Here is a 22,229-nt window from a genome sequence, read left to right on the forward strand (position 1 = left end):
CTTAATAAATCGTTACAATTCCATTTCAATTTTCACCTTCAGTCCTTTTTCTGGGGCTGTGTGAATGTGAAGCTTCCCATTTAACGCCTTGACTCGTTCTCTGATTCCCGAGAGGCCCATGCTCATGGTGTGCTGATCAAGATGGCTTGCATCAAAACCGACTCCATCATCCTCGTAGTGAAGAACAACCTGATCTTTAATACAAATCAGCATCACTAACACTTGAGTGGCTTGGGAGTGCTTCAGGGCATTGGATAACAGCTCCTGAACAATTCGGTAAATATTCAGCTGTGAATCAATATCAATGTCCAGTTCTTTATCAAAGCGTGTTGTATTCAGCCGGATATGAAACGGTGCTTCCTCCTGAATTTGAGAAGTCAGCTTCGACATCGCCTTGACTAAACCTAAATCGTACAGCAGCTGCGGCCGAAGTTCATGACATGTTTCTCTCGTGGTTTGAATCACCTTAGACATTTGTTCATTCCATGAGATAAGCGATTGTTCAATAGACGTTGGGCATTGATCGTTTTGGAAATTCGTTAAAAACATCTCTGACTGTCTTTTCAGCGATATCAAATCCTGCAGCACGGAATCATGAAGATCCCTCGCTAAATCGGAGCGCTGTTTTTCTTCCATCGCAAACATGACTTTTTTCAGCCAAGCAGGATTCGCTTCACGCTGCTTCAAATCTTCAAGATGCTCCATCAATTCTTCGATCTTGACGACATTTTCTAAACTGACACTTGTATAAAAAGCCAATGTTTTCAGCCAAGAAATCTCATCACGCGTCAATTTCGGTGTCTGTAAATTGGATAAACAGCAAATCATAAACGAGTGACCGCCCCGCTCGCCAATTTTCATCATAAACCCTTTATCAAGCTCAATGATTTTCCCGACTTCCCCTAAAATATCCTGAAATTGATCCACATACTCTTTCCATAGATTGCTATCACCTGAAGATTCATCAATCTCTTCAATCTGTCCATCTGGCTTCACTTCAAGCACAAAGGCTTTATTAACAACAAGCACTTCTAAAATGGTGTATTTCAAATGATACAGCACTTGATGAAGTGATGACGCCTCACGAATAAGCTGCGTAAATTTAAACACGCTGTCCTGGTAATTATGCTTCTCTGAAAAACGCTTCAGACGAAAACGGAAATCTAGAATTTCTTTGAAATAGAAAACAGCCAGCATGAGCGCGTAGGTGATTAATGCGAGCTTCAGTGTGTACTTCAAATCTTCTGGTTTTTGCAGAATATAAAACGTGACAACAACAAAAATGGTCGGTGTGATGGCTAGAAAGCCATAGTACCTCAGTCTGCTAATCAAAAAATCCATATTGTAAAGTTTGTTCGTCATGAATTGGTAGACGAGAGAAAAAGGAATTAACAAAACGATTGATGTCAGAATAAAAGGATCAATCAAATACTTATCAAAAAACACATAGGGAATAACAAAAAAGAGAATGAATGGACTGAACGACAAAACATTCATAATGGCAAAAAACTTTAAAACTGAACCATGTGCTGTTTTTTTATATTTCTTCATTCCTCTGACTATTAAATAAAGAGCTACTAAAACTGTTCCGAAAAAAAACAGCAAACTGATACTAGGAACATATTTTCTCAATTCAGATGACACCGAAACCCCGCTATGTACGGCAAGGTTAAAAATAGGGATCAAATATAAGTACCTGATGAGCTTTGGATTCGTTAAATGCACATCAAATTCCTTGAAATATTGATAGATAAAATGAATATATAAGATAGACACACTTGATAAACACAATAAGAGAACATAATGGCTAAATCTATCACCAATTCCTGACGTACCTGCACTCAGATACCCAATACAAATTGACAATAAGAATAAAATTAATAAAAATGCAGATTTTCGTTGCGGTTCTTTGTTAATTTTAATAATAAAAAAGATACAGAATAAGCATATTGAATATAGAAGAAGAGGGATTAAATAGACAAATAAGCTTTCGCGACCAATCAACGTCTTATTTTTAAGTGATATGATTTGGTTGCCTCTTTGTATATCAATTCTTTGTACATTTCTAAGCTTACCATTGATCATGTGGTCTTGAATTAAATTAGATTGTCCGTTTATCTTTAGTATAATATCTCCTTCTTTTAACCCCGACGAATAAGCTAAAGAAAGATATTCAACGTCAACAACTTCCGTTTGACCGTTTTCATTCTTTTCTACACGTGCACCATTAAAAATATCAAATACATAGATATATGAAATATAGATCACAAATAAAAAAGATAAAAATACAAGAAACGTGGACAATTTTGTATAGGTAAGCTTCATTTTTAAAACATCCTTAAGAAAGATCATTAAATCATCATACAGGTTTGAACTTTAAATTAATACTCCCAGATGTATTTTGCATTCATGTATTCTTTTTTTACCCCCTGTATAATGGCTGCAGTTGTTTGTGCATCAGCATGAATTAAGCTTGCATTTCCAGATATCAATTCATCGACCACACCTGGGTTTTTTATTAGATATGCAATGATATTTTGAATGTTCAATCATTGCCCTCCTTTGTCATAAATGCATACAATTGTTCCTTATTTGTTTTAGGTAAATCAAGTTGTTCAATCCCTTGCCTCATTTTTAACAGCATAATCTCTCTCATTGATACCATGTACTGAGTCAAACCAGCTTCAAGTAATTTCTGCTTCAGCTGAAATGACTTTTGTTCTGACTCATCTAAACGACCGGAAAAGAACGTAAGAAGCTCTTGACTGGCATCGTTAAAACCTCTTTGTAAATAGCTAAATGCCAGCGTTTGTTTTTTTAGAAAATCTCCGTTTGTTTTCGAAAATAACGCAAAAAAATCGTTACTGATCTGTTCAGCAACACCATAACATATTGAATATGATTCCACAGTTGAGTTGATTTTTCTCGTCGCTAAATAAACACCCAGTACACTAGAAAGAGCTGTTAATGATCCTGATTTTTTCCTTAACACCTCTACACACTCTTCTTCTGTTTCATGCATATGACGCAAATCCTCATGTTGTCCTTCCATTGACCATTTGATGAGTTGGAACAGTTTCTCAATTAGTTGAGAATCATTTTCACCTATTGATATGATGAATTGGGTACTCAGCGTATACAAATACGTAGAAGCATTGATGGCCACTCCTTGGTCGACGTTCATCCAAGGATACGAATCATTGTCCTGATCTTCAATATCATCTAATATATCGGCTGATAAGATGAGAAGTTCAATCCCTGCTGACAATTGTGTAATCGCTTGCTTGTCTTGTCCGCCAAATGCCTCATAATGCTTGTAAGCCAATTGCCCAAAGGGAAATTCATTCTTTCTATCTGTAAATTCTAGAAGCAGTTGTTGTAAATCCTTCTGCCTGACTGCATGTTGAATAAAATCAGACATATTCTGCTTGATTTTTGTATTCTCTAGATAGTTTAGCATACTCGCTCTTGTACCTCACCCTTCCGCCTTTTATTTTACTAAAAAGACATGAGCAAATGTCCACTGACATCACTATTTAACAATTATATAATAATATATCCTTTTTTTGTATGTATTTGGATAAAAAAAAGACTTGATGATTATCAAGTCTTTAAGAAATTTTCACATATTCATATTTGTCGTATTGATCAATGCTTTTGTTAATGTTATGAAGAGAAGCCGTTGTTTCTCTAATTTCGTTTTCAAGTTTCCATAATAATTGTTTAAGTTCTTCGATTTCATACTTTTCCATCGATTCCACTCTCCTTTTTTGGAAGATCAATGTATTTGTGTATGGTGATTGGGTCATAAGTATTTGATCTGCTACTAACAGTGTAAATGTAATTGAGTATTTTTTCACCGAAAAGTATGCACAAAATGTGTGCGTGATACCGCAAAATTCAATAGGTCTTTTTTCATCATTTTCTGACTTTTCAAATCATACTTTTATCTCAATTTCAAAGGAACTGCGTCATTTTTGCGACAAGAATAGGCATCATTCGTCACACTTTTCTCACATCAGAACGTATGATCCCATCCATATCCTCGGTTTTGCGTGTTATAGGTCAGACGACAGACCCTATTGTGGACACCGCAATTTTTTGGCGACATTCACCGAAATTGACCGCAAAAGTACCTATTTTTATGTTGGATTTATAAAGATAGAAAGATCATTTTGATTCTTTATTCTGATTTTCTACATACATTTAAAACAGATATCCGTCCAATTTCACGTCAATGAGAGAAGAGGTGACCATATGTTTTACTATGTTCCTTATCCTGCTTTGCAGGTCCCCGCAATGAGCCATGCATCCCCGCGCACACCTATGACTTTTCCTCCAGTAGATGCCCACTCGTTTCAACGAGCCGCAAAAGAATCAGCCCGACTTGTTGCTGATGCTTCACTCATTACACAGCAGATTTCCAGCTCGCTTTCATTTGCACAGCGCATCATGGAGGCTGCTGAGCGCTCTGATTCGACAAGTGTCATCCGAATGCTGAAGCAAATCGGTGTGAAAAGTGGCATTGACATCCGCTTTAGTCCAGAAGGCATTCGTATCTACTTGTCTCTCGCCTCTAGCAGACTTTTTCTTCTTTTACAGTGGGCATAACAAAAAAAGCCGCTCTGACGTGAGCGGCTTTTCTTAAGATTCAAACATTTTATGACACCATTCAATGGCTTCTATATAACAGCCGTAGGCTTCTTGCTTCGGGAGTTCCCCATTTAACATCTCATCATCCCATTCATTTCGTTCAATCCGTTTGGCTACACCTAGCACAAATGAATAATCATTTTCATAGCCAAGCAGTGCCTCACCAACTTCATCAGAAAGCGGCAGCTCTTTCACAAGTTCTGTAATATCTGCCCTGACAAGCGTATCAATGAGAGAAAACATACCTGTCAGCATATAAGAGGCTGGGTGCTCTCGTTCAGTACGACTCGCAATCAGTTCACACGTTTTCGCCCGAATGAATGACATTTTGATAATTTCTTTTTGGCTTGAGTTGGCTTGGACATTCAGTTCTTTAAATGAAAGAATAAAGATCCAGCGCCGAATTTCATTAAACCCAAGCAGGATAATCGCCTGCCGGATACTTTTGATTTGATAAAGACGTCTCATGCCGCCTGAATTCAGCATTTTTAATAATTGATATGACAGCGAAAGGTCACTTTCAATAAAATGGGTCACGACCTGGATATTCGGCTGTTCCTTGCTCAGCTCATTTAAGAGCTGGTGGTACGCATGGAAGCTGGTCGATAATGCTCGTCCTGATATGACACGAGGCTCGCTAAAGAAATACCCTTGAAACAAATGGAAGCCGGCTTCTAGCGCTTCTTCATACTCTCTTCGCGTTTCCACCTTTTCTGCAAGGAAGCGAAGTCGATATTTTTTATACGTATGTAGAATATTTCTTCGTTCTTCCGATGTGGTCTTCAGAAAGTCAATTTTTAAAATATCAATGCAATAGAGGAGTTCGTCAAGCAACTTGTCACTAAAATGTGTTCCGCTTAGAAAAAAATCATCAAGTGCAATCGTATATCCCCATTTTTTTAACTGCTTACATCTCATAATAAGTGCCGGGGTAATCGGTACATTTTCTAATATCTCGATTACAAGCTGATGTGGATCAAAATAGGTGAGCAGATCAGACGAAAGTAAGCTTTCGGTGAAATTAATGTAGCATCGTTTGCCCTCTGTCAATGTTTCGATACCGATATTTAAAAAGCTATTTATAATGAGGTCCGTTGTCGCTTGGTCACCGTCTTCAGCGCTATATGTATTGGTTTCACTATCTCTATAAAGCAGCTCATATGATACGACTTGTTCTTTTCTGTTAAAAATAGGCTGTCTCGCAACAAACACCCTCAACTGCTCCAATCCTCCTTTATGCAATGACAAACAAGATGTGCTTTCAGTATACCAAATGATTGTGCTTATGGTTCACTTTGAATCGGTCAAAAAATAAAAAAAGAGATCACCCGGCTTGATGATCTCCTTTTCTTCCAATTAGCTTTCATAAAGCTCTTTTTTAATTTTATTTTTCACGTCATGGATAAACTGCATCTTGTTATCCCAGCATTTTTGACTCAAATCGACTGGATATTCTTCTGGTTTGCTGATTCGTTTATATTCCTCCCAGAAAAGTCCGAGGCTATCCTGCACATAGGCTTGAATCGTTTGAATATCCGGATTGTCATATACAAGTTTTCCTTGTTCGAAAATAGGGACATGAAGATCCTTAGCCACAAAGTTTGTAACAAATTTGCTGATAAATGTATGCACAGGGTGGAACATTTTCAGTTTATCCTCACTATGAACATCTTCCTCTTCGAGCGCAATGTAGTCACCCTCAGAATGATGATTCAATTGATTGATGATGCGGTACACACGTTTACGTCCTGGTGTTGTCACTTTCTCTGGGTTAGACGAAATTTTAATGGTATCGTTCATTTTTCCATTTTCTTCAATAGATACGAGTTTATACACTGCACCAAGAGCTGGCTGATCAAATGCTGTGATCAGCTTTGTCCCAACACCCCACACATCAATTTTGGCACCCTGTGCTTTTAAATTCATGATGGTATGTTCATCAAGATCGCTCGATGCAATGACTTTTGCATCATGGAATCCTGCATCATCCAGCATCGTTCTAGCTTTTTTAGACAAGTATGCAAGGTCACCGCTATCAAGTCTGACACCAATAAAGTTGATTTTGTCTCCGAATTCTTTCGCTACCTTAATGGCATTCGGAATACCGGATCTCACGGTATCATACGTATCGACTAAAAAGACACAGTCTGTATGGGTTTCAGCATATTTTTTAAATGCCGTATATTCATCGCGGTATGCTTGTACAAGCGCATGGGCATGAGTTCCTGACACTGGAATGTTGAAGCGCTTCCCAGCACGAACATTACTTGTCGCCTGGAAGCCGCCGATGAGTGCCGCTCTTGCTCCCCACATCGCTGCATCCATTTCATGCGCACGTCTTGTTCCGAATTCTAGTGCTGTCTCATCTTCAATGATTCCTTTAATCCGAGCCGCCTTTGTTGCGATCAGTGTTTGGAAATTCACGATATTCAGCAAGGCTGTTTCGATTAGCTGCGCTTCTACAAGCGTTGCCTCGATGCGCATAATCGGTTCATTTGCAAAGACAATTTCGCCTTCACGCATTGAATGAAGTGTTCCTGTAAAGGACAACCCGCTTAAATAATCAATGAAATCGCTTTTATAACCGAGTTCATCTTTTAAATACGCTAGATCACTTTCGGTGAAGGAGAAGTCCGATAAATATTCAATCGCTTTCTCTAAACCAGCAAATACAGCGAAGCCATTGTCAAATGGAAGCTTTCTGAAGAAGAGTTCAAAAACTGCCTTCTTCTCATGAATGCCGTCTCTCCAATACGTTTCTGCCATGTTAATTTGATAAAGATCTGTATGTAGTGATAAACTGTCGTCAATAAACCGATGCTCCAACTTCCATTCTCCTTCCCTTACTTAACCACTTTCGCACCAAGCGACTGCTCAAAGTGAGAAAGTGCCCACTCGTGCCCCGCTTCATTAAAACTCGCTACAGCATTCTGGTGAATCACAAGTTCGAAGCCTTTATTGTACGCATCAACAGCTGTATGAAGTACACAAATATCGGTACATACGCCGGCTAAATGAAGTTCAGTGATGCCGCGTTCGCGCAGTTTCATTTCTAATTGAGTGCCTGCAAAAGCAGAGTATCTTGTTTTTTCCATATAGTAGACATGTTTTAAATGTTTTGACGTGTGAAATAGTGAACTTAGTTTGCCATAAAGTTCAATTCCCTTTGTCCCGCGAATATTATGGGGCGGAAATAACTTTGTCTCTGGATGATAAGGGTCTTGCTCTTCATGATGATCGACTGCAAAGACGACAAAGTGTCCTTCATCAATAAACGAAGAAGTGATCTCTGTGATCTTAGGCTCAATCGCCTGTCCAGGCTTTCCGCATGTCAATTTTCCATCGTCTGCAACAAAATCAACGGTATAATCAATACAAACCAATGCTTTGCCCATCCGCATCTCTCCCATATGCTCTTTTGACTCATTATAGCCTATTCATTTCACTAGGGAAACCTATTCAACAGATTCGTGAGAAAAAGCCTTCTGAAACAGCTCATCTTCTATATAGATGTGCTCTTGATTGACCGCATTTGATAGCTCTATCACAAGACCAAAAGGAGAATGCGCCTCATAATGATTCACCACTTTAAAGGAACATCCAGCGGCATTAGCCATTTTCACATATTGAGAATAAGATGCATAGGACAACTCACCATTTAAAAGAACAGTGGCCTGACGGTTGGACTTTAATACTTGTTCGACCTCTTGATACGGTTTATTTCGTAATACCTGTCCCTTTGTCAGGGCGAGAAGCGCTCGTTCCCTTAATGAACCGAGAAACATTCTTCGTTCATCGGGTTTTGTTTCAGCATGTCCAAATATTCCTTGCTGCAAATAAAAGTCTACGGATTCTTCTTTCATCGCTGTTTTCACTCCTGGTTTTAAAATTTACATTTCTGTGACCCAGTGCACAATCTTTAGTGCAAGCTCACGGGCTTCGTCTGTTTCTGCTCTTTCCATTAAGGATTGCTCGAGCGTATGGATCAGCTGCTCTTTTTCGTCCTCGTACGCAATGGATATACTCCATTCAATGTCAGGTACGGCAACAAGCGTTTTATATTCTTTTTTATTTTCATGTAAATATACATTGTAGGTCTTTGGTTGCCGGCTTGTGATGTGTGCTTTTCTAATTTTCATTTGACTCTGTTCACACCTCTTTTTTCTTCTTACATCCATATCCATTGTACCATAAAAAAAGACAGCTTCTGAAAAGGAAATCCCTTTCAAAGCTGGCTACGCATTGAAGCTCTTTTGCTGACTAATAAGATTTAAATCCCAAACAAATGTGACGTTTGGACTGTTAAAAAATTGGACGAGGTCCCCTGCATGATAGGTACCTGAACCACCGGCGGAGTAATCAACACTTTTTGGCGAAATGGGAAAAACACCGCCGAAATGTGCCGCCCCATTTCCGTACACACGATCTATATGAATAGGTCCAACAATCGCTGGCATTGTCCACCACCTTTTCTATCCACATCATTTGCCCAGCTCAACAATACGTGTATCACAAATAAAAAAAGACAGCTGATATTTGATCACCAGCTGTCTTTCTATGCATTAAATGATTGAGGCTGGTCAAACAATGTGAAGTCCCAAAGCATCGTCGCATTAGGATCACTTGTAAGAGACATATAATCACCTGAATTAAAGGCTCCCGCCCCGCCAGTGGAGTGGTTTACAGCCAAAGGGGCAATGGCCAGTACATCACCGAAAGTAGCTGCACCGTTTCCTCCTAATGACTCGATATGAATAGGTCCAACGATTGCAGGCATCAGAATCTCCCCCTATCTGCTTATGTCAACCATCTTATGCAAAAAGGGAAAAGTTGTGCATCTGCCCTATACGTTTAAATGCTGTTCTTTACGAGACCGCTGACGCAGCTGAACCAATCTGACAATATTTAGGGTGATCGCTTTGAGCAGTGCATAGACAGGGACTGCAAAGATCATGCCAAGGATTCCCCCAAAGCTTCCTGCACCAATTAACAGCAGGATAATGGTCAAAGGGTGTGTGTTAAGGCGTTTCCCAATGATCAATGGAGAAATGACATTTCCGTCAATTTGCTGAACGACAAGAATCACAATCACTGTCACCACTGCTTTTCCAGGCGAATCAAGAAAGGCAATCAGCACAGCTGGTGCCGCGCCAAGATATGGTCCAAGGTACGGAATCACATTTGTGACCGCAATGATAATGCCAAGAATAAGCGCATATTTCACACCAATTAATAAGTATCCGATAAAACAAGCCACTCCAACAAATAAACAGACAACAATCTGCCCCTGTATGTAAGCCGCAAGTGTGTCGTTTAATTCTTTAAAAATTTTCAACCCTTCCTTACGGTAAGGCATTGGCAAAAATTGAACGAGCTTGTCCGGAAACTTATGCCCGTCTTTCAGCATATAAAACAAAATGAACGGAACTGTGATGACGGCTAAAGCGATATTGGCAATCACGCCAAACACAGCAGACATACTTGAAGCGATATTTTCCGGCAAATCTTTTAATGTCGAAACGATCGTCTGTTCAAATTTTGAGACAGACACATAATCTTGGTTCATCATCCAAGTAAATGTTTTAGAATGCGAAAAGTCATTGATAAACTTCTGCATGTCCGTCACATAACCAGGGAAGCTTTTGACAAGTCCACCGACCTGCGAGACAATCACCGGTCCAGCAGCATTGACGATGAACGTGATGAGTCCAATGAACAAGAGATAAATGATCAGGATAGCGAGTGTCCTAGGAATTTTCTTGGACAAAAATCGAACAATTGGATTAAAGATGAAAAAGAGAATACCCGCCAGTAAGATGGGGACAAACAGTGTTGATGCAAATAAAATAATCGGCTGAAATAAAAACGAAACCTTAGTTGATACATAGACAATGAGTAAAACAAGTAATATTTGGAATGTCCAAAAATGAACTTTAGATTTTAACAAAGATGCTCCTCCTGTTACGTATTGATCTTATTAAAAAACTACTATTCAACCCACCTTCTGTCAACTGCTTCTTGTTTTAGAACCTCATTTTTTGAAAAAAAAAGAACAATTGGTATATCATGCACTTTTTCCAGATATACATTCTATAAGCATGAAAAAAAGCAGACATCTATGCGTCTGCTTGTTACACTCTTTCACTGTGATCAGGCATCACCGACACGATTTGCTGGATCCGCACATAAAAAACTGATTTCGCCCCCGCTTCAATCACAATATGATCCGGCATAACTTCCTTCAATTTCCCACGCACCGTATCTTTCACTGTTTGCACAATTAATCTCATACCGACCACTTTCTGCAATGTTTGATAAACATATGGATCAACTAATGAAACAAGCTGTGGACTTCCTTGTTGTGCCATCCTACCTGCCCCTTTACTTGTGTATTTACCCACAGCGTATGCATGAACCCATGTGAATGTCACTCAGGGCAAACCCACAACATTAATACCATATTTTTACAAATAGTGCGTTTTTACATTTTTTAGAAGTATAATAGATTGGTGCTGCCAACAATTTAAATCATTCGAAGAGGTGAATTGTCTTGAAAAAACTCATCTGTATTGTTGCTGTCATGCTCTTTCTATCCTCTGCAAGTTATGCGTATGCAGGCACAATTGGAGATCCACCTGGGACGCCGGGGAAGTGGTTTAAAGGAGAAGAGCCCGTTCAAAAAGACGAATCAAAACCACCACTTGTTTTTGTTCATGGCATTAACAGCTCCTCCTCCACTTGGTCCGATCGAAACGATATGGCAAAGCAGGCTGTTCTGAACGGATACGAAAGCGCATTCATAGATTTGCATCCAGATCAGGACATGAAAAAGAACGGCAAACTATTAGCAGAAAAGCTCAAAGAAATCTATGATGCGTTTGATAGAAAACTCATTGTGATTGGTCATAGTAAAGGCGGGGTCGATACACAGTCCGCACTGGTGTATTTCAAAGCCCATCCCTATGTGGAAAAGGTCATTACTCTCGGCTCTCCTCATAACGGGACACCGCTTGCGGATCTAGCGTATAGCAAGGGCGGAAGCTGGCTCGCGCAAATTCTTGGACAAAAAAGCGACGCGCTTTATTCTTTGCAAACCGGTCTGATGGCGGCTTTTCGAAGTGAAACCGACCAGCTGGAGGCGTTTCCCAATAAATATGTCACCTACTCTGGCTCGGAATGGGGAACATTTGGCGGTGTGCTGTATTTAGGCGGCATGTATTTAAAGAGCTTTGGTGCAAATGATGGCGCCGTCACGGTAAACAGCACAAGACTATCGTATGCAAACAATATTTTAACAGGAAAATGGGATCATCATTCAATCAAAAACGGCACAAGTATGTTTCCTGTGTTCCAGCATCAGCTTCTGGCAAATGTCGCAAGCGCTGAAAATGAAAATAAAGAGGAACAAGAGCCCGTTTCTGCTGAGCTGAATACAGATGTTTATGTGAAAGGTGGAGAAAGTGAAAAGGATAAAACAGAAGCGTTCTATGTAGAGGAAGGAACGAATGGCTTATCGATTCAGTGGTTAAATGAAAGGCAGGAGACGCGGCCAGAAATCATCGCCCCAAATGGAGACGTCTTAACAAACCTTAAGACATCGGAAGCATCTTTCCCATATGAAGGCGCATATTCACACCATGTGCAAATCAATAAGCCCGTTCCTGGAAAATGGACGATTCGATCGAATTCAGGAAAAAAGGCTCCTTATCTGCTGCTTGTATCCTTTGATTCACCATTAAATGAAGAAATTAAAGCAGCTGCATCGAAGTCAGGGGATGCATCAACCCATTCAAGCGGTCTGATTAAACGGTTAAGCAAATCAGTGGAAACCAATTACTTTAAAGATGCACAAAAGGATCATCCACTGAAAACAAGTACCTCATCAGCCATTCAATTGAAAAAAGAAGGTGCTTATTCCGTCACGGTGCATTACACCGGACTCACTACGTCAGGAACATCTGCGTTTAACCGTACCGTTATTCGCACGTTGTATGTCGATCAGCACGGAACGATTCATGGAGACATTCCATACTAAACAGAGCGTTTCATGGGCTGGAGTGCCTGCTGCACTTTCTGATCCAAATCGGCAATCTTTTTCATTGCCAATGATTCGTCTATTTGTCTGTAATGGTGGTGTCCGCCAGGCTCTTCATCCATTTCATCTGCTTTCTTCACAATTTGCTGGAGTGTGTCCTTATGGAGGTCGCCCTCTGGCAAATATGAATCCGTATGAAGCAGAATCGCAAGTGCAATATCTTTGGCTGCTTTTGGTTCCTCCCCGAGCCGTATGAGCAGTTTGTGTGCCCGCTCTGCACCTTTAATGGCATGAATATCATTTCTTCTATATGTCTCGTAATCCCATTCTCCGCCGGCTGTATACCATTCATAGTGGCCGATATCATGCAAGAGTGCTGCTTTCACAGCCAGATCTGGGTTAATTCCCGCCTGCATCGCCAGCTTGAATGCGTGATAAGCACAAGCAATCGCATGGGCTTTTCCTGAACGATTTAAATACTTTTGAGCAACTGGATGGGTGTAAACATCCATTAATGTAACCTTTCTCATGGAAACCCCTCCTTATCTATATTTTTAGCATCCTAACATATTCTGAAAAGAAACTCAAATGTTCTGTTATATTTTCTATGAGTCTCAAGATTAGCTTATGTCAAATCAGCTGGTTTTGCTTGTACAAGACGAAAAAAAGCAGTCGTGATGACTGCTTTTTTCTTCTTTACAGTGTGATATGAAAACCCTTGAAGTCTAGCTGGCGCGGAGCGAATTTGAGATTCGTGAGCACCGGCATGCAGGACTGACACCGAATGCGAGGGTTTGTCTTCACGCTGCTACAGTCGTTATGACTGCTTTTTCACATACTCACGTGCATCGTATACGCATCCGCCAGCTGGATCATCCGCTAAAAGATCGAGCAAAATACCTGCGACTTCATCTGGACTCTTCAGCGTGCCTGTTTCATATAATTGCTGAAAACGGTCAATTTGTTCGAAGTCCTGTTTTGATGACTTCCGAATCTCCCCCTGCATATCTGTATCAATGGTGCCGGGGGAAAATGAAAACGTGTTGATTGGATACGCCTCGTCCTGCTGTTCCTCATGCAAAGTCCTCATAAACATATCAAGTCCTGCCTTTGAGCTGCAATACGCACTCCAGCCTTTATAAGGGTTTTTCGCCGCTCCAGAAGAAAGGTGAACGATCGTTTTCTTTCCGCTATATGATTGAGTCTGCTTGGTAAAAACATGGCTCAGCAAAACAGGGATGACAAGATTCAACGTATAATGCTGATGAAGCGTATCCTGTCCGCCTTGCCCCACACGTTTGATAGGTGTCACCATGCCTGCATTATTGACGAATAAGATGTCATCAGCAGCTGCCAGTGTTTGCGGCGTGAGACTATCTTGAAGCCATTTGGCTGCTGCTTTCTCATCTGTCAGGTCGACCTGTGTATGTGTGAGCTCCGGATGGTAAATCGGCGATGCACTTCTTGCTGCCGTATACACATGGTCCCCGCGTGAAAGCAGCCGGTTCACAAGTGCTAGACCAAATCCTTTTGATCCGCCTGTAACGATTGAAATTCGAATGACAATCTCCTCCCTTGATAACACTATTTTACGTAGTGGAACGGTATGACATCAAGCAATCTGCATAAGAAAAGCCTGCCTCTTTTCAAAGAGACAGGCTATTTCTTTTCAGCCTTCACATTCACCTTAGGAATCAGAATGAACATCACGACAATGCCAAAGACGATTAAGAAACCAAAGATGATCGGAAGCAGTGCTGATGTCTGCTTCTTGTGATCATCGCCAGAAGGTGCTGATACAGCGGCATCACGAAAAGAGATATTCATCTCTTCCATCATGTGAGCTGATGTTTTGGGCGGGTTCTCTTTTAGATCACTGAAAAGCTGCGGAGAAAGAGACCCTCCCGGAGTTTTAGGCGGTTCAGCAAAATGAATGTCTGTTTTGACTGTTGATGTCTTTTTGCTTTGTTCGTATTTCGTTTGATCCCTCAATATACTTGAGTTAATATTGAGTTCTTTTTCCTGATATTCATTCGGCTTGACATTTGTATCCGTATCTTCACCAGCAGCGAAAGCAGCAGGAATGAGGAGAAAAAGAGACATGACACCAAGTGCCACCCCTTTCACGAACAGATTAAGCCTCATGAGTCATATCACGTTCCTCCGTTTTATCTTTCCATAGCTTTGTCACAAGCGGGATGGCCATGAAGAGGACAGTTAAAATCACTAATCCTATAACACCCATTCCAAAGTGATCTCCATTTCCATATTGGATGGACAGGTACACGTCTGTCACTGGATTTATGAAATGGAAATTCGGCATCACCAAATCAATTAATGGTGCGACAAAGAAGAAAATAAGCGCCGTTGCTGCCATCCATCCGGCAATAGAGCCGAAAAGGAACGCCGTGCGAATAAAGGCGGAACAAGCCACTAATAGTAAAATCGTGAAAATGGACCACTGAATCGCTTGATCATCTGCAAGCTTGTAAATGTTCAGTCCAAACAAGCTGATCATGAGTCCGACTAATAGATTTAAGATGCCAAACAGTGCACCTTTAACCAGCATCGGAGCTGCCGCATAATACGAGCTGAAAAAGCCAATTAACAAACTGCTGATCATCACAATGACCAAAATGACCACTGGCGGTACAGTCTGCGTTTTTTCTTCCGGCACATCACCGCTGATTTTCAGCGGATTGGCTAAGTGGTTATACACATAGTTGCTGTTGCCTTGATCACTCAATGTGTTTCCTAAAATACCCTTCAAATCTTGCTGAACAAGCTTCGTAGAGTTGACATTCTTGCTCCAGTTTTCATTCAGCGTATCCGCTTTTTCTTGAACTGTTGTCACACTCTCTTCAATGTTATTCGTATAATCCGCCACCCCTTTTTGGCGGTCGGTTAACGAACTCATATTTTCAGAAAGACGAAGCACTTCCTGACCAATTGAATCCTGTGCACTGACAACAATTGAACTGCCTGCAAGGTCTGCCGTATACACTGCATCTCCTTGATCAGCCATTTGCTCCGCAACATTGTCCGCACTTTCAGAGATTGTATTTAATTCCTGTTCCATGCTTGCCTGCTGAGTCGAAATGTATTCTGCATAGCCATCTGAAAACTTCTGCATCTCATCAATAAAAGTAGACACATCATCGTTTGACGTCAGCATTTGTTTTTTGAGCGTATCCCAGTTTTCTGTTTCCTCTTTTTTGATGGAGAGGATGGATTCGATTTCATCTGATTTGGTATCGACCAAAGATGATGGCTCCTTCTTTGGATAGAAGCTGTTAAGTAATGCTTCATACTGCGCTAATTCATTTGAATACTTTAATAACTCAGATGCATTTTCTGAATTTGTATTAAAATCCTCAAGTTTATCCATTTTCGATGTATATTGATTTAATGGAGATTTAGTTGTATCTATTCGTTCTAATTTTCTTGTAATAGCAGATTCTTGTTTGATAATGGTTTTCTTTATATCGCTTATGTTTTTATTGTTGCTAGTTTCTATTCTTATTATTTTTTCTTCTAGTTTGTCTATTTTACCTGTTAAAGATTTTAATTCTTTACTCAAAAGATCGACTTTTCCTTGTAATTGATCATTATGAGCTGTAGTTTTCTCCTCAATATTCTTTTTCACTTCTTCTAATTTTAGGGATAGTGCTTTTAGTTGCTCTTTTGATTGAACTGACGTTGATTTGGTTTCCCCAGTTTGTTTTGGATTTTCTTCACTATTTTCTGGAGTAGGTGTTATCGTTTCTTCATTTTCTGACAACTCATCTGCCACTTGATTTATTTCTGTTGAGATTTCAGTTAATTTCATAGTCTCTTCTTCAAGATCTATTTTCAAATCGTCTGTCGAGTCTTGAGGGTCTTCATCTTGATTATTCGAATCCTCATTCGGATCCTCTGAAGGTTTCTCTGCATTAAGCAGTGCATTTCTTGAAGCTTTCAATTGCTCTTGCAACGGAGTAATTTTATTCCCTATGTATGCAAGATATTGAGCTTCATAATTAATAATCAGTTCTTCCTGAGACGTCTTCACAAGTTCCGTTAATCCCGTTGATTGCTTAGGAATAGCGTCTTCTCTCGACTTTTGAACAGATTGAATGGCGCTGTCAGTTGTGTTCAGCTGACTTTGTACCCCGTTGATGTCTGTTTTTAGTCCACCCATTTGATCACTAAAGCGGCGGGCATTTTGGTTTTGAATATCAGCAAGCTGTTTGAGCCCTTGCTGGATTTGTTTTTGACTTGTCGATTGCGCTTTGATCAAGAGATCCTTTTGTTTGTCTTGATACTGCTGGTATTGATCGACTGCTTTCACAAAGTCCTTTAACTGGTTCTTTGCTTCTTCTGTTGTACTCAAACCGTCTTTATACTGTTTCTGTGAATCGGTCATCGCATTTTTTAATTCTTCTATTTGTTTCTTCTGCTGCTGAACGGCATCTGATAGTTTGTTTGAGTTCGGCTTATAGAAATTATACATTGTGTTTTGGAATTCGACTTCTTTGCCGACAATATGCTCAAACTCTTCTCTAACATTGCCGATTTCCTGTGATACAAAACTCCAGTATAACGTTGACATCTGTTCATTCATTTTCTTTTGCGCATTTTCCAGCTCTCTTTGCACTTTCTCTTTATTGACTGAATTGAGCTGGTCTTGAATAGAAAATTGAATGGATGCCTTTTCAGGGTGGTCTTTATCATAGCTGAGCACATTTTTAGAGAAATCAGACGGAATATAGAGGACAGCGTCATACTTTCTGTTTTTCAGTCCATTTTCCGCCGCACTGCGATTCACTACGGTCCATGTATAATCTGGACGCTCTGATAATGCTGCCACGACATCCTGTCCGAAACGAGCGGTGTTTTCACTTTCGCTCGCTCCCATATCTTCATTGACCACAGCAATATTACGTGTGGCATTCTTTTTCTGTTTTGCCGGGTCATCTCCAATGAGGTGGAAAAATAAAACCGGCAGAACAAGAATCAATATCATGGTCGATACGATTTTGATGGAGCTTTTTTGCTGCTCTGTCATTGAACACTCTTCCTTTCTACCGCACATAAAGGAACCTGGATTTTCTTCTCTTTCCCGTTTTCAACCAAATACCCGAACCCTGGCTGAATGTCTGGTTCTTGTCTTGCATATGGAAGCGGTATGATGTTTTGCTCTGATTTTTTCATGAGTAACATGGCATGACGAACTTGTTTAATTTCGTTTGTGAGTGCATCATAGCCTTTACTGAATTCGGTATGATTCCCTGATGCGATCAGGCTAAAGCCTAGGTGTGCATATGACTTCATGAAATCAGCCAATTGATCTTGAAGACGCGGATCGATCGTCTGCTGAAAACGCGTAATGCCATCAATCACAAGCACAATTTGAGGGAACGACAACTGATCGGTCTCTCCCCTGCGTACAGCTTCGACGTACATCTCTTCCCGCACCTTGAATAAACGGTCTATTTCCTCTGCCCATTCAGTGATATCATCTTTTGTTTCAAGGTAATCGATATTCTCTTCCTTTGCATAATGGGAAAGACCCCGATCAATCGAATCAAACACGGCCAGCTTCTCAGGTCTTGCTGCTAAAAGCTGATCAAGCATCAGTTTTGTCACATTTGTTTTCCCTCGCTGCGTTTGACCGATGATGAGGCAGTGTTTATTCTTTTTCAAGTCAAAGTAAACAGGTGCAACAGATTCCTCATCTAGTCCGACTGGAATGTCATACGGCTGTTTTTGTTCTTCTAAACGACTCTCCAGCTCCCAAATGGTCAGTTTATCAGGAAGCATTGGCACAGGCTTTGGTTTTTCAGCTGATTCAAAGCGATCATGAAGAAGCTGTATCTCTTCTTTCAAATGCTCAAACAGTTCGAGATCGTTCTCTCCTTCAACTGGCAGGAACATTTGCGCAAAGTAAAGCTCTTCTTTATTGATAATGACTCGTCCTGGAATCGGTTCTAAGCTGAATTTCGGTCTGCCAATAATCGAATACGCCTCTCCTTGATCCATTAAGTAATGAACAACCTTTGTTTTCAGGTTATTCATAAGAGATTGGCGGACTGCGTTTACCCGAGTCGCTGTAATCAAGAAGTAAATTCCTAATGATTGTCCATCACGGCTCAGCTGGATAAATTCAGATTCAAGTTCATGCATTTCGTCTTTGACAATGTCAAAGTTGTCGATCACGATGAAAATGAACGGGAGCTTTTTCTCGTTTAAGGCGTTGTACATTTTGATATGACTCATTTCTTGCTGCCTGAATAACCGCTTGCGGTATTCAACCTCTTCCCGCAAACGCGTCATTGACTTTTGAATCTTTCTCATTTGATCCATTAAGAAATAATCCGCCGTGTGCGGCAGCTTGGCTAACGGAAGCAATGTCCCGTTTCCGAAGTCATAAATATACGCATGCCATTCTTCAGGTGAATATCTCTCCGCAAAGCTCATGAGCAGTGTTGTCGCAGCAAGTGATTTGCCGTAGCCGGAGGAACCGAAGATGCCAATGTTCCCATCTTCCATCATTTGATAAGAAAGTGGATGCTGGCTTTGCTGATCTGGCTCATCGACAAGCGCAAAATGGAAGACATGCTCTTCACTCGACGCATAACGTGTTTTTGGAATCCGTTCTTCAAGCGGTGGAAGCCATGGACTTGGAAGCTTCTCAATCCCAAGCTCCTGCTGCATACGTTCAATTTCATCCACAACAGCAGAAATCTCCGATACTGTCTCTTTCTTCACTGCCGGCTCTGTACTTACCCCTGATAACGGAATGAGTCCAGTATCTGTCACAATGGCAATGTCATCTTCTGATCCGTAGCCATCTTCCATATATGGCGCACCGCTCCAAGCTGATTGGAACAATTCATAAATTTCATTGTTTCCCACTTGTAAGTAGCCGCGGCCTGTAACGGTAATGGACGCCGCATCACTATTTTTCAATATTTCCTTACTGTCTGACGCATCTTGTACTTTTAGTGCGACCTTAAAGCGGGAGTTACTCCAAATCTGATCATCGATGACCCCGCCTGGCTTTTGGGTAGCCAAAATGAGATGGACCCCGAGGCTTCGGCCGATACGTGCAGCACTGACAAGCTCCCTGATAAAGTCCGGCTCTTCACTTTTTAATTCAGCAAACTCATCAGAGATTAAGAATAAATGAGGCATTGCCTGTTCAGCCTTTTTCTCCTTATAGAGCTTCGTATAATCATTGATGTGATTCACATGATATTGATCAAACAACCGTTGTCTTTTCTTCAATTCACTTTTAATTGAGGCAAGCGCTCTTTCACTAAAGTTTTTGCTGCCTTCAATATTGGTGATGGTGCCAAGTAAATGAGGAATATTTCGGAACGGCTGCGCCATTCCGCCTCCTTTATAGTCAATCAGCAGGAAAGCGACTTCATGCGGGTGAAAGTGTACAGCGAGCGATAAAATGTACGTCTGTAAAAATTCACTTTTCCCTGATCCTGTTGTTCCCGCCAACAGGCCGTGCGGACCGTGTGCTTTTTCATGCAGATTCAGATCCACAATGTCATTTTTCCCTTTATAACCGATTGGCACAGATAGTGATTTGGCCGTTTCTGATGTGAGCCATTTTTCACGAATACCAATCTCGTCTACCTGTTTGGCATGAAAAAGGTCAAGGAAGGAGACCGTTTCAGGAATCGAATTGGTCATGCCAACTTGATGATCTAATGTTCTCAGCGTTCTGGCAAACAGCTCATTGTCCCCGCGCTCATGTGTATCAAGCTGAAATGGAATTCGGACGGCTTTCTTGTGCTGAATGAGAATGTCTCCTTCTTCTTCGTTAATATAACGGACAAGCGTCGAGATATTTTCAGCTAAGCTTTCCTTTGTTTCAGCAGCAAAAATAATTGAGATGCCAAGGTCTGTCCGGCTGCCTTCTAAATATTCTAAAATCACATGTTCAGCAATAAGCTCGTGATTTGTCACGATAAACACAAAGTGAGGCGTAAAGATTTTTTTCTCTTTTTCTTCTTCTAAATCACGTTCACGTAAAATTTCATAAATCGAGGACAACAGCTGATCGCGTGTTTGTTCGTTGTAAATAAACCCTTTGCCGTATGTATGAGGCAGCTGGAAATGCGGAAGCCACTTCATCCATTCCCAATTCTCATACTCCTGCTCATGAAAGATAAAGACAAATCTCAAATCGTGATAGCTGTGCGAGAAAGCAAGCTGTCCAACAAGCTGATGAAGCTCCTTTTTCACAATCGCTGGCTTTCCAATCAAGCCTGTTGGGCCATCTGCAAGACCAAATGTAATGGGTACATCCTTCACTTCACGATAGACCTTTTGCATGTGCTGCGTTTGTTCCATTAAGTCATCCATGTCACGATTGGCCATATCGCCGCCGCTCATCGATAATTCATAGCTTGATGGGACTGCACCCGTCCCAAGACGCAGCTGCAAGAAATCGTCACTCACAAGTGTTTTTTCCCAAATTCGGCCGCTAATTTCTGACGTTAAGTACTTCATTTGTTCAAATGACGGATAATGATACGTCAAAATATATTGCTGGCGGTCGTAGAGCTCTTGCAGCTCTTTTCGTTTATTTTCTAAGTATAGAGAATAGACTCGCTGCCGTTTCTCTTCCCGTCTTTTGCGTTGTGATTTCTCTTTAAAGTATTGAACGGACGATGTGATTAATGTCATGATAAACATCGCCATCGACACGACGATAAAGATCCCGCGCGGCTGGACAAGAGCGACAATCCCCATCACAAGAAGCATCACAAGCGGCGGAAGGACAACAAGCCAAAGCCCTCTGCTGTTATTTTCACTCTCCTGCGAAGGAAAGCTAAAGGATACCCGGTCATCTGGCAGGTCATAAATTAAACGAGGTGTTCGTCTATATAAAGGATATTTTTGTTTTGTTTCTGTGCTTGGTGCTCTTGTTTTTTCCAAACGTGTTTGAAATGGTTCATATGCAGTCACCTGCAATAAATCATCATCTTTCAATGTCACCGTTAGAAAGTTCCAGAACAGTTCATCTCCAGTATAAACCTTCTCTGGACCATGGATTTTTTTCCCGTTCACATAAATCGTCTCGTCCTGAGGCATGACATACCAAGTTCCTTCGATCTTCTCCAAAGTAAACTGGCTCGCATCTTGAAACATGGAATGCGCTTGTTCTTTCCACACATCGATCTCATCTTTGTTCTCACGTGAAAAAGACAGCTCGACTCTATTTCCTAGGTAATAAATGTGTTGGTCATGATGTGCTTCCATTAACATAAGTGTAAGTGATCCAAGTTTATATGGTTCATGTAGAAGTAATGTGCCTTTCTTCCCTTCACCCTGATAAATGGAAAAGCCATCATTCGGTTCATCGGGAGATAAACGGATGACCCCTTCATCAAACGAAAGTGTAGGGATTGTCACCGTATGCTCTATTTCAGGTCCAATCACAGCTTCTCGATTGAACTGCTCGTCTAAACGGACGGTTTGATAATCCTCCTCATAAAAAACCCAAAGAAGACTCAAACGCTCCACCTCCTCATGGGAC

20 protein-coding genes are annotated in these 22,229 nt (G+C 40.8%); 2 read left to right on the plus strand and 18 right to left on the minus strand.

What is annotated here, in order from left to right:
- Window positions 1-12: 12 nt before the first annotated feature.
- The 4 genes from GKC25_RS14185 to degQ all read right to left on the minus strand — a co-directional run bounded on the left by GKC25_RS14185 (window position 13) and on the right by degQ (window position 3,752).
- Complete coding sequence (locus GKC25_RS14185; protein ID WP_095285837.1) at window positions 13-2,325, minus strand: ATP-binding protein; 2,313 nt, start codon at window positions 2,323-2,325, stop codon at window positions 13-15.
- A gap of 56 nt (window positions 2,326-2,381) precedes the next feature.
- Window positions 2,382-2,549 (minus strand): competence pheromone ComX, encoded by a 168-nt coding sequence (gene comX, locus GKC25_RS14190; protein WP_081311380.1) that lies wholly within the window; start codon window positions 2,547-2,549, stop codon window positions 2,382-2,384.
- Complete coding sequence (locus tag GKC25_RS14195) at window positions 2,546-3,460, minus strand: polyprenyl synthetase family protein (protein WP_034659828.1); 915 nt, start codon at window positions 3,458-3,460, stop codon at window positions 2,546-2,548. The genes comX and GKC25_RS14195 overlap by 4 nt, the downstream gene beginning before the upstream one ends.
- A 151-nt stretch (window positions 3,461-3,611) precedes the next feature.
- Window positions 3,612-3,752, minus strand: a complete 141-nt coding sequence (degQ, locus tag GKC25_RS14200; RefSeq protein WP_003213123.1) for a degradation enzyme regulation protein DegQ — start codon at window positions 3,750-3,752, stop codon at window positions 3,612-3,614.
- Window positions 3,753-4,257: 505 nt separating this feature from the next.
- On the opposite strand from degQ, the gene GKC25_RS14205 reads away from it, so the two are divergent.
- A complete protein-coding gene (locus GKC25_RS14205) occupies window positions 4,258-4,611 on the plus strand; it encodes an inner spore coat protein (protein WP_095285836.1) in 354 nt (117 codons plus the stop codon).
- A 33-nt stretch (window positions 4,612-4,644) separates the two neighbouring features.
- Here the strand turns inward: GKC25_RS14205 and GKC25_RS14210 are convergent, their stop codons facing one another.
- The 9 genes from GKC25_RS14210 to GKC25_RS14250 all read right to left on the minus strand — a co-directional run bounded on the left by GKC25_RS14210 (window position 4,645) and on the right by GKC25_RS14250 (window position 11,021).
- Window positions 4,645-5,871 carry an EAL and HDOD domain-containing protein gene (locus GKC25_RS14210; RefSeq protein ID WP_034659830.1) on the minus strand — a complete coding sequence of 409 codons (1,227 nt, stop codon included), beginning with the start codon at window positions 5,869-5,871 and terminating at the stop codon, window positions 4,645-4,647.
- Between the two features lie 138 nt (window positions 5,872-6,009).
- Window positions 6,010-7,479: a nicotinate phosphoribosyltransferase gene (locus GKC25_RS14215; RefSeq protein ID WP_034659831.1), complete on the minus strand. Its 1,470-nt coding sequence runs from the start codon at window positions 7,477-7,479 to the stop codon at window positions 6,010-6,012.
- 17 nt (window positions 7,480-7,496) lie between these two features.
- Complete coding sequence (locus GKC25_RS14220; protein ID WP_095285834.1) at window positions 7,497-8,048, minus strand: cysteine hydrolase family protein; 552 nt, start codon at window positions 8,046-8,048, stop codon at window positions 7,497-7,499.
- Between the two features lie 60 nt (window positions 8,049-8,108).
- Entirely contained in the window at window positions 8,109-8,516 is a 408-nt protein-coding gene (locus GKC25_RS14225; protein WP_034659833.1) for a YueI family protein, read from the minus strand.
- 27 nt (window positions 8,517-8,543) lie between these two features.
- Window positions 8,544-8,792: a YueH family protein gene (locus tag GKC25_RS14230; protein WP_034660684.1), complete on the minus strand. Its 249-nt coding sequence runs from the start codon at window positions 8,790-8,792 to the stop codon at window positions 8,544-8,546.
- A 96-nt stretch (window positions 8,793-8,888) separates the two neighbouring features.
- A complete protein-coding gene (locus GKC25_RS14235; protein ID WP_095285833.1) occupies window positions 8,889-9,110 on the minus strand; it encodes a spore germination protein in 222 nt (73 codons plus the stop codon).
- 98 nt (window positions 9,111-9,208) lie between these two features.
- Complete coding sequence (locus GKC25_RS14240; protein ID WP_034659837.1) at window positions 9,209-9,430, minus strand: spore germination protein; 222 nt, start codon at window positions 9,428-9,430, stop codon at window positions 9,209-9,211.
- Between the two features lie 66 nt (window positions 9,431-9,496).
- Entirely contained in the window at window positions 9,497-10,600 is a 1,104-nt protein-coding gene (locus GKC25_RS14245) for an AI-2E family transporter (protein ID WP_034659839.1), read from the minus strand.
- A gap of 184 nt (window positions 10,601-10,784) precedes the next feature.
- The gene (locus GKC25_RS14250; RefSeq protein ID WP_003213721.1) at window positions 10,785-11,021 is read right to left on the minus strand and encodes a YuzF family protein; all 237 of its coding nucleotides are present in this window, start codon (window positions 11,019-11,021) and stop codon (window positions 10,785-10,787) included.
- 182 nt (window positions 11,022-11,203) lie between these two features.
- On the opposite strand from GKC25_RS14250, the gene GKC25_RS14255 reads away from it, so the two are divergent.
- Window positions 11,204-12,688, plus strand: a complete 1,485-nt coding sequence (locus tag GKC25_RS14255) for an esterase/lipase family protein (RefSeq protein WP_106038223.1) — start codon at window positions 11,204-11,206, stop codon at window positions 12,686-12,688.
- Here the strand turns inward: GKC25_RS14255 and GKC25_RS14260 are convergent.
- The 5 genes from GKC25_RS14260 to essC form a co-directional block, all read right to left on the minus strand.
- A complete protein-coding gene (locus GKC25_RS14260; RefSeq protein WP_060597222.1) occupies window positions 12,685-13,218 on the minus strand; it encodes an HD domain-containing protein in 534 nt (177 codons plus the stop codon). The genes GKC25_RS14255 and GKC25_RS14260 overlap by 4 nt on opposite strands.
- Before the next feature lie 287 nt (window positions 13,219-13,505).
- Window positions 13,506-14,249, minus strand: a complete 744-nt coding sequence (locus tag GKC25_RS14265; protein ID WP_034660685.1) for a (S)-benzoin forming benzil reductase — start codon at window positions 14,247-14,249, stop codon at window positions 13,506-13,508.
- Between the two features lie 98 nt (window positions 14,250-14,347).
- Window positions 14,348-14,833 carry a type VII secretion protein EssA gene (gene essA / locus GKC25_RS14270; protein ID WP_034659843.1) on the minus strand — a complete coding sequence of 162 codons (486 nt, stop codon included), beginning with the start codon at window positions 14,831-14,833 and terminating at the stop codon, window positions 14,348-14,350.
- The gene (gene esaA / locus GKC25_RS14275; RefSeq protein ID WP_187704124.1) at window positions 14,823-17,735 is read right to left on the minus strand and encodes a type VII secretion protein EsaA; all 2,913 of its coding nucleotides are present in this window, start codon (window positions 17,733-17,735) and stop codon (window positions 14,823-14,825) included. The genes essA and esaA overlap by 11 nt, the downstream gene beginning before the upstream one ends.
- Window positions 17,732-22,207, minus strand: coding sequence for a type VII secretion protein EssC (gene essC / locus GKC25_RS14280; RefSeq protein ID WP_034659845.1), 4,476 nt, complete (start codon window positions 22,205-22,207; stop codon window positions 17,732-17,734). The genes esaA and essC overlap by 4 nt, the downstream gene beginning before the upstream one ends.
- Window positions 22,208-22,229 lie beyond the last annotated feature (22 nt).

This window comes from Bacillus pumilus, assembly GCF_038738535.1.
Classification (GTDB): domain Bacteria; phylum Bacillota; class Bacilli; order Bacillales; family Bacillaceae; genus Bacillus.

What these genes read in the sequence shown, in the direction of transcription:
- esaA (WP_187704124.1), bottom strand. Translation starts at nt 17,735, where the DNA reads ATGACAGAGCAGCAAAAAAGCTCCATCAAAATCGTATCGACCATGATA.
- essA (WP_034659843.1), bottom strand. Translation starts at nt 14,833, where the DNA reads ATGAGGCTTAATCTGTTCGTGAAAGGGGTGGCACTTGGTGTCATGTCT.
- GKC25_RS14185 (WP_095285837.1), bottom strand. Translation starts at nt 2,325, where the DNA reads ATGAAGCTTACCTATACAAAATTGTCCACGTTTCTTGTATTTTTATCT.
- GKC25_RS14225 (WP_034659833.1), bottom strand. Translation starts at nt 8,516, where the DNA reads ATGAAAGAAGAATCCGTAGACTTTTATTTGCAGCAAGGAATATTTGGA.
- degQ (WP_003213123.1), bottom strand. Translation starts at nt 3,752, where the DNA reads ATGGAAAAGTATGAAATCGAAGAACTTAAACAATTATTATGGAAACTT.
- GKC25_RS14205 (WP_095285836.1), top strand. Translation starts at nt 4,258, where the DNA reads ATGTTTTACTATGTTCCTTATCCTGCTTTGCAGGTCCCCGCAATGAGC.
- GKC25_RS14250 (WP_003213721.1), bottom strand. Translation starts at nt 11,021, where the DNA reads ATGGCACAACAAGGAAGTCCACAGCTTGTTTCATTAGTTGATCCATAT.
- GKC25_RS14235 (WP_095285833.1), bottom strand. Translation starts at nt 9,110, where the DNA reads ATGCCAGCGATTGTTGGACCTATTCATATAGATCGTGTGTACGGAAAT.
- GKC25_RS14240 (WP_034659837.1), bottom strand. Translation starts at nt 9,430, where the DNA reads ATGCCTGCAATCGTTGGACCTATTCATATCGAGTCATTAGGAGGAAAC.
- GKC25_RS14230 (WP_034660684.1), bottom strand. Translation starts at nt 8,792, where the DNA reads ATGAAAATTAGAAAAGCACACATCACAAGCCGGCAACCAAAGACCTAC.
- GKC25_RS14220 (WP_095285834.1), bottom strand. Translation starts at nt 8,048, where the DNA reads ATGGGCAAAGCATTGGTTTGTATTGATTATACCGTTGATTTTGTTGCA.
- GKC25_RS14260 (WP_060597222.1), bottom strand. Translation starts at nt 13,218, where the DNA reads ATGAGAAAGGTTACATTAATGGATGTTTACACCCATCCAGTTGCTCAA.
- GKC25_RS14195 (WP_034659828.1), bottom strand. Translation starts at nt 3,460, where the DNA reads ATGCTAAACTATCTAGAGAATACAAAAATCAAGCAGAATATGTCTGAT.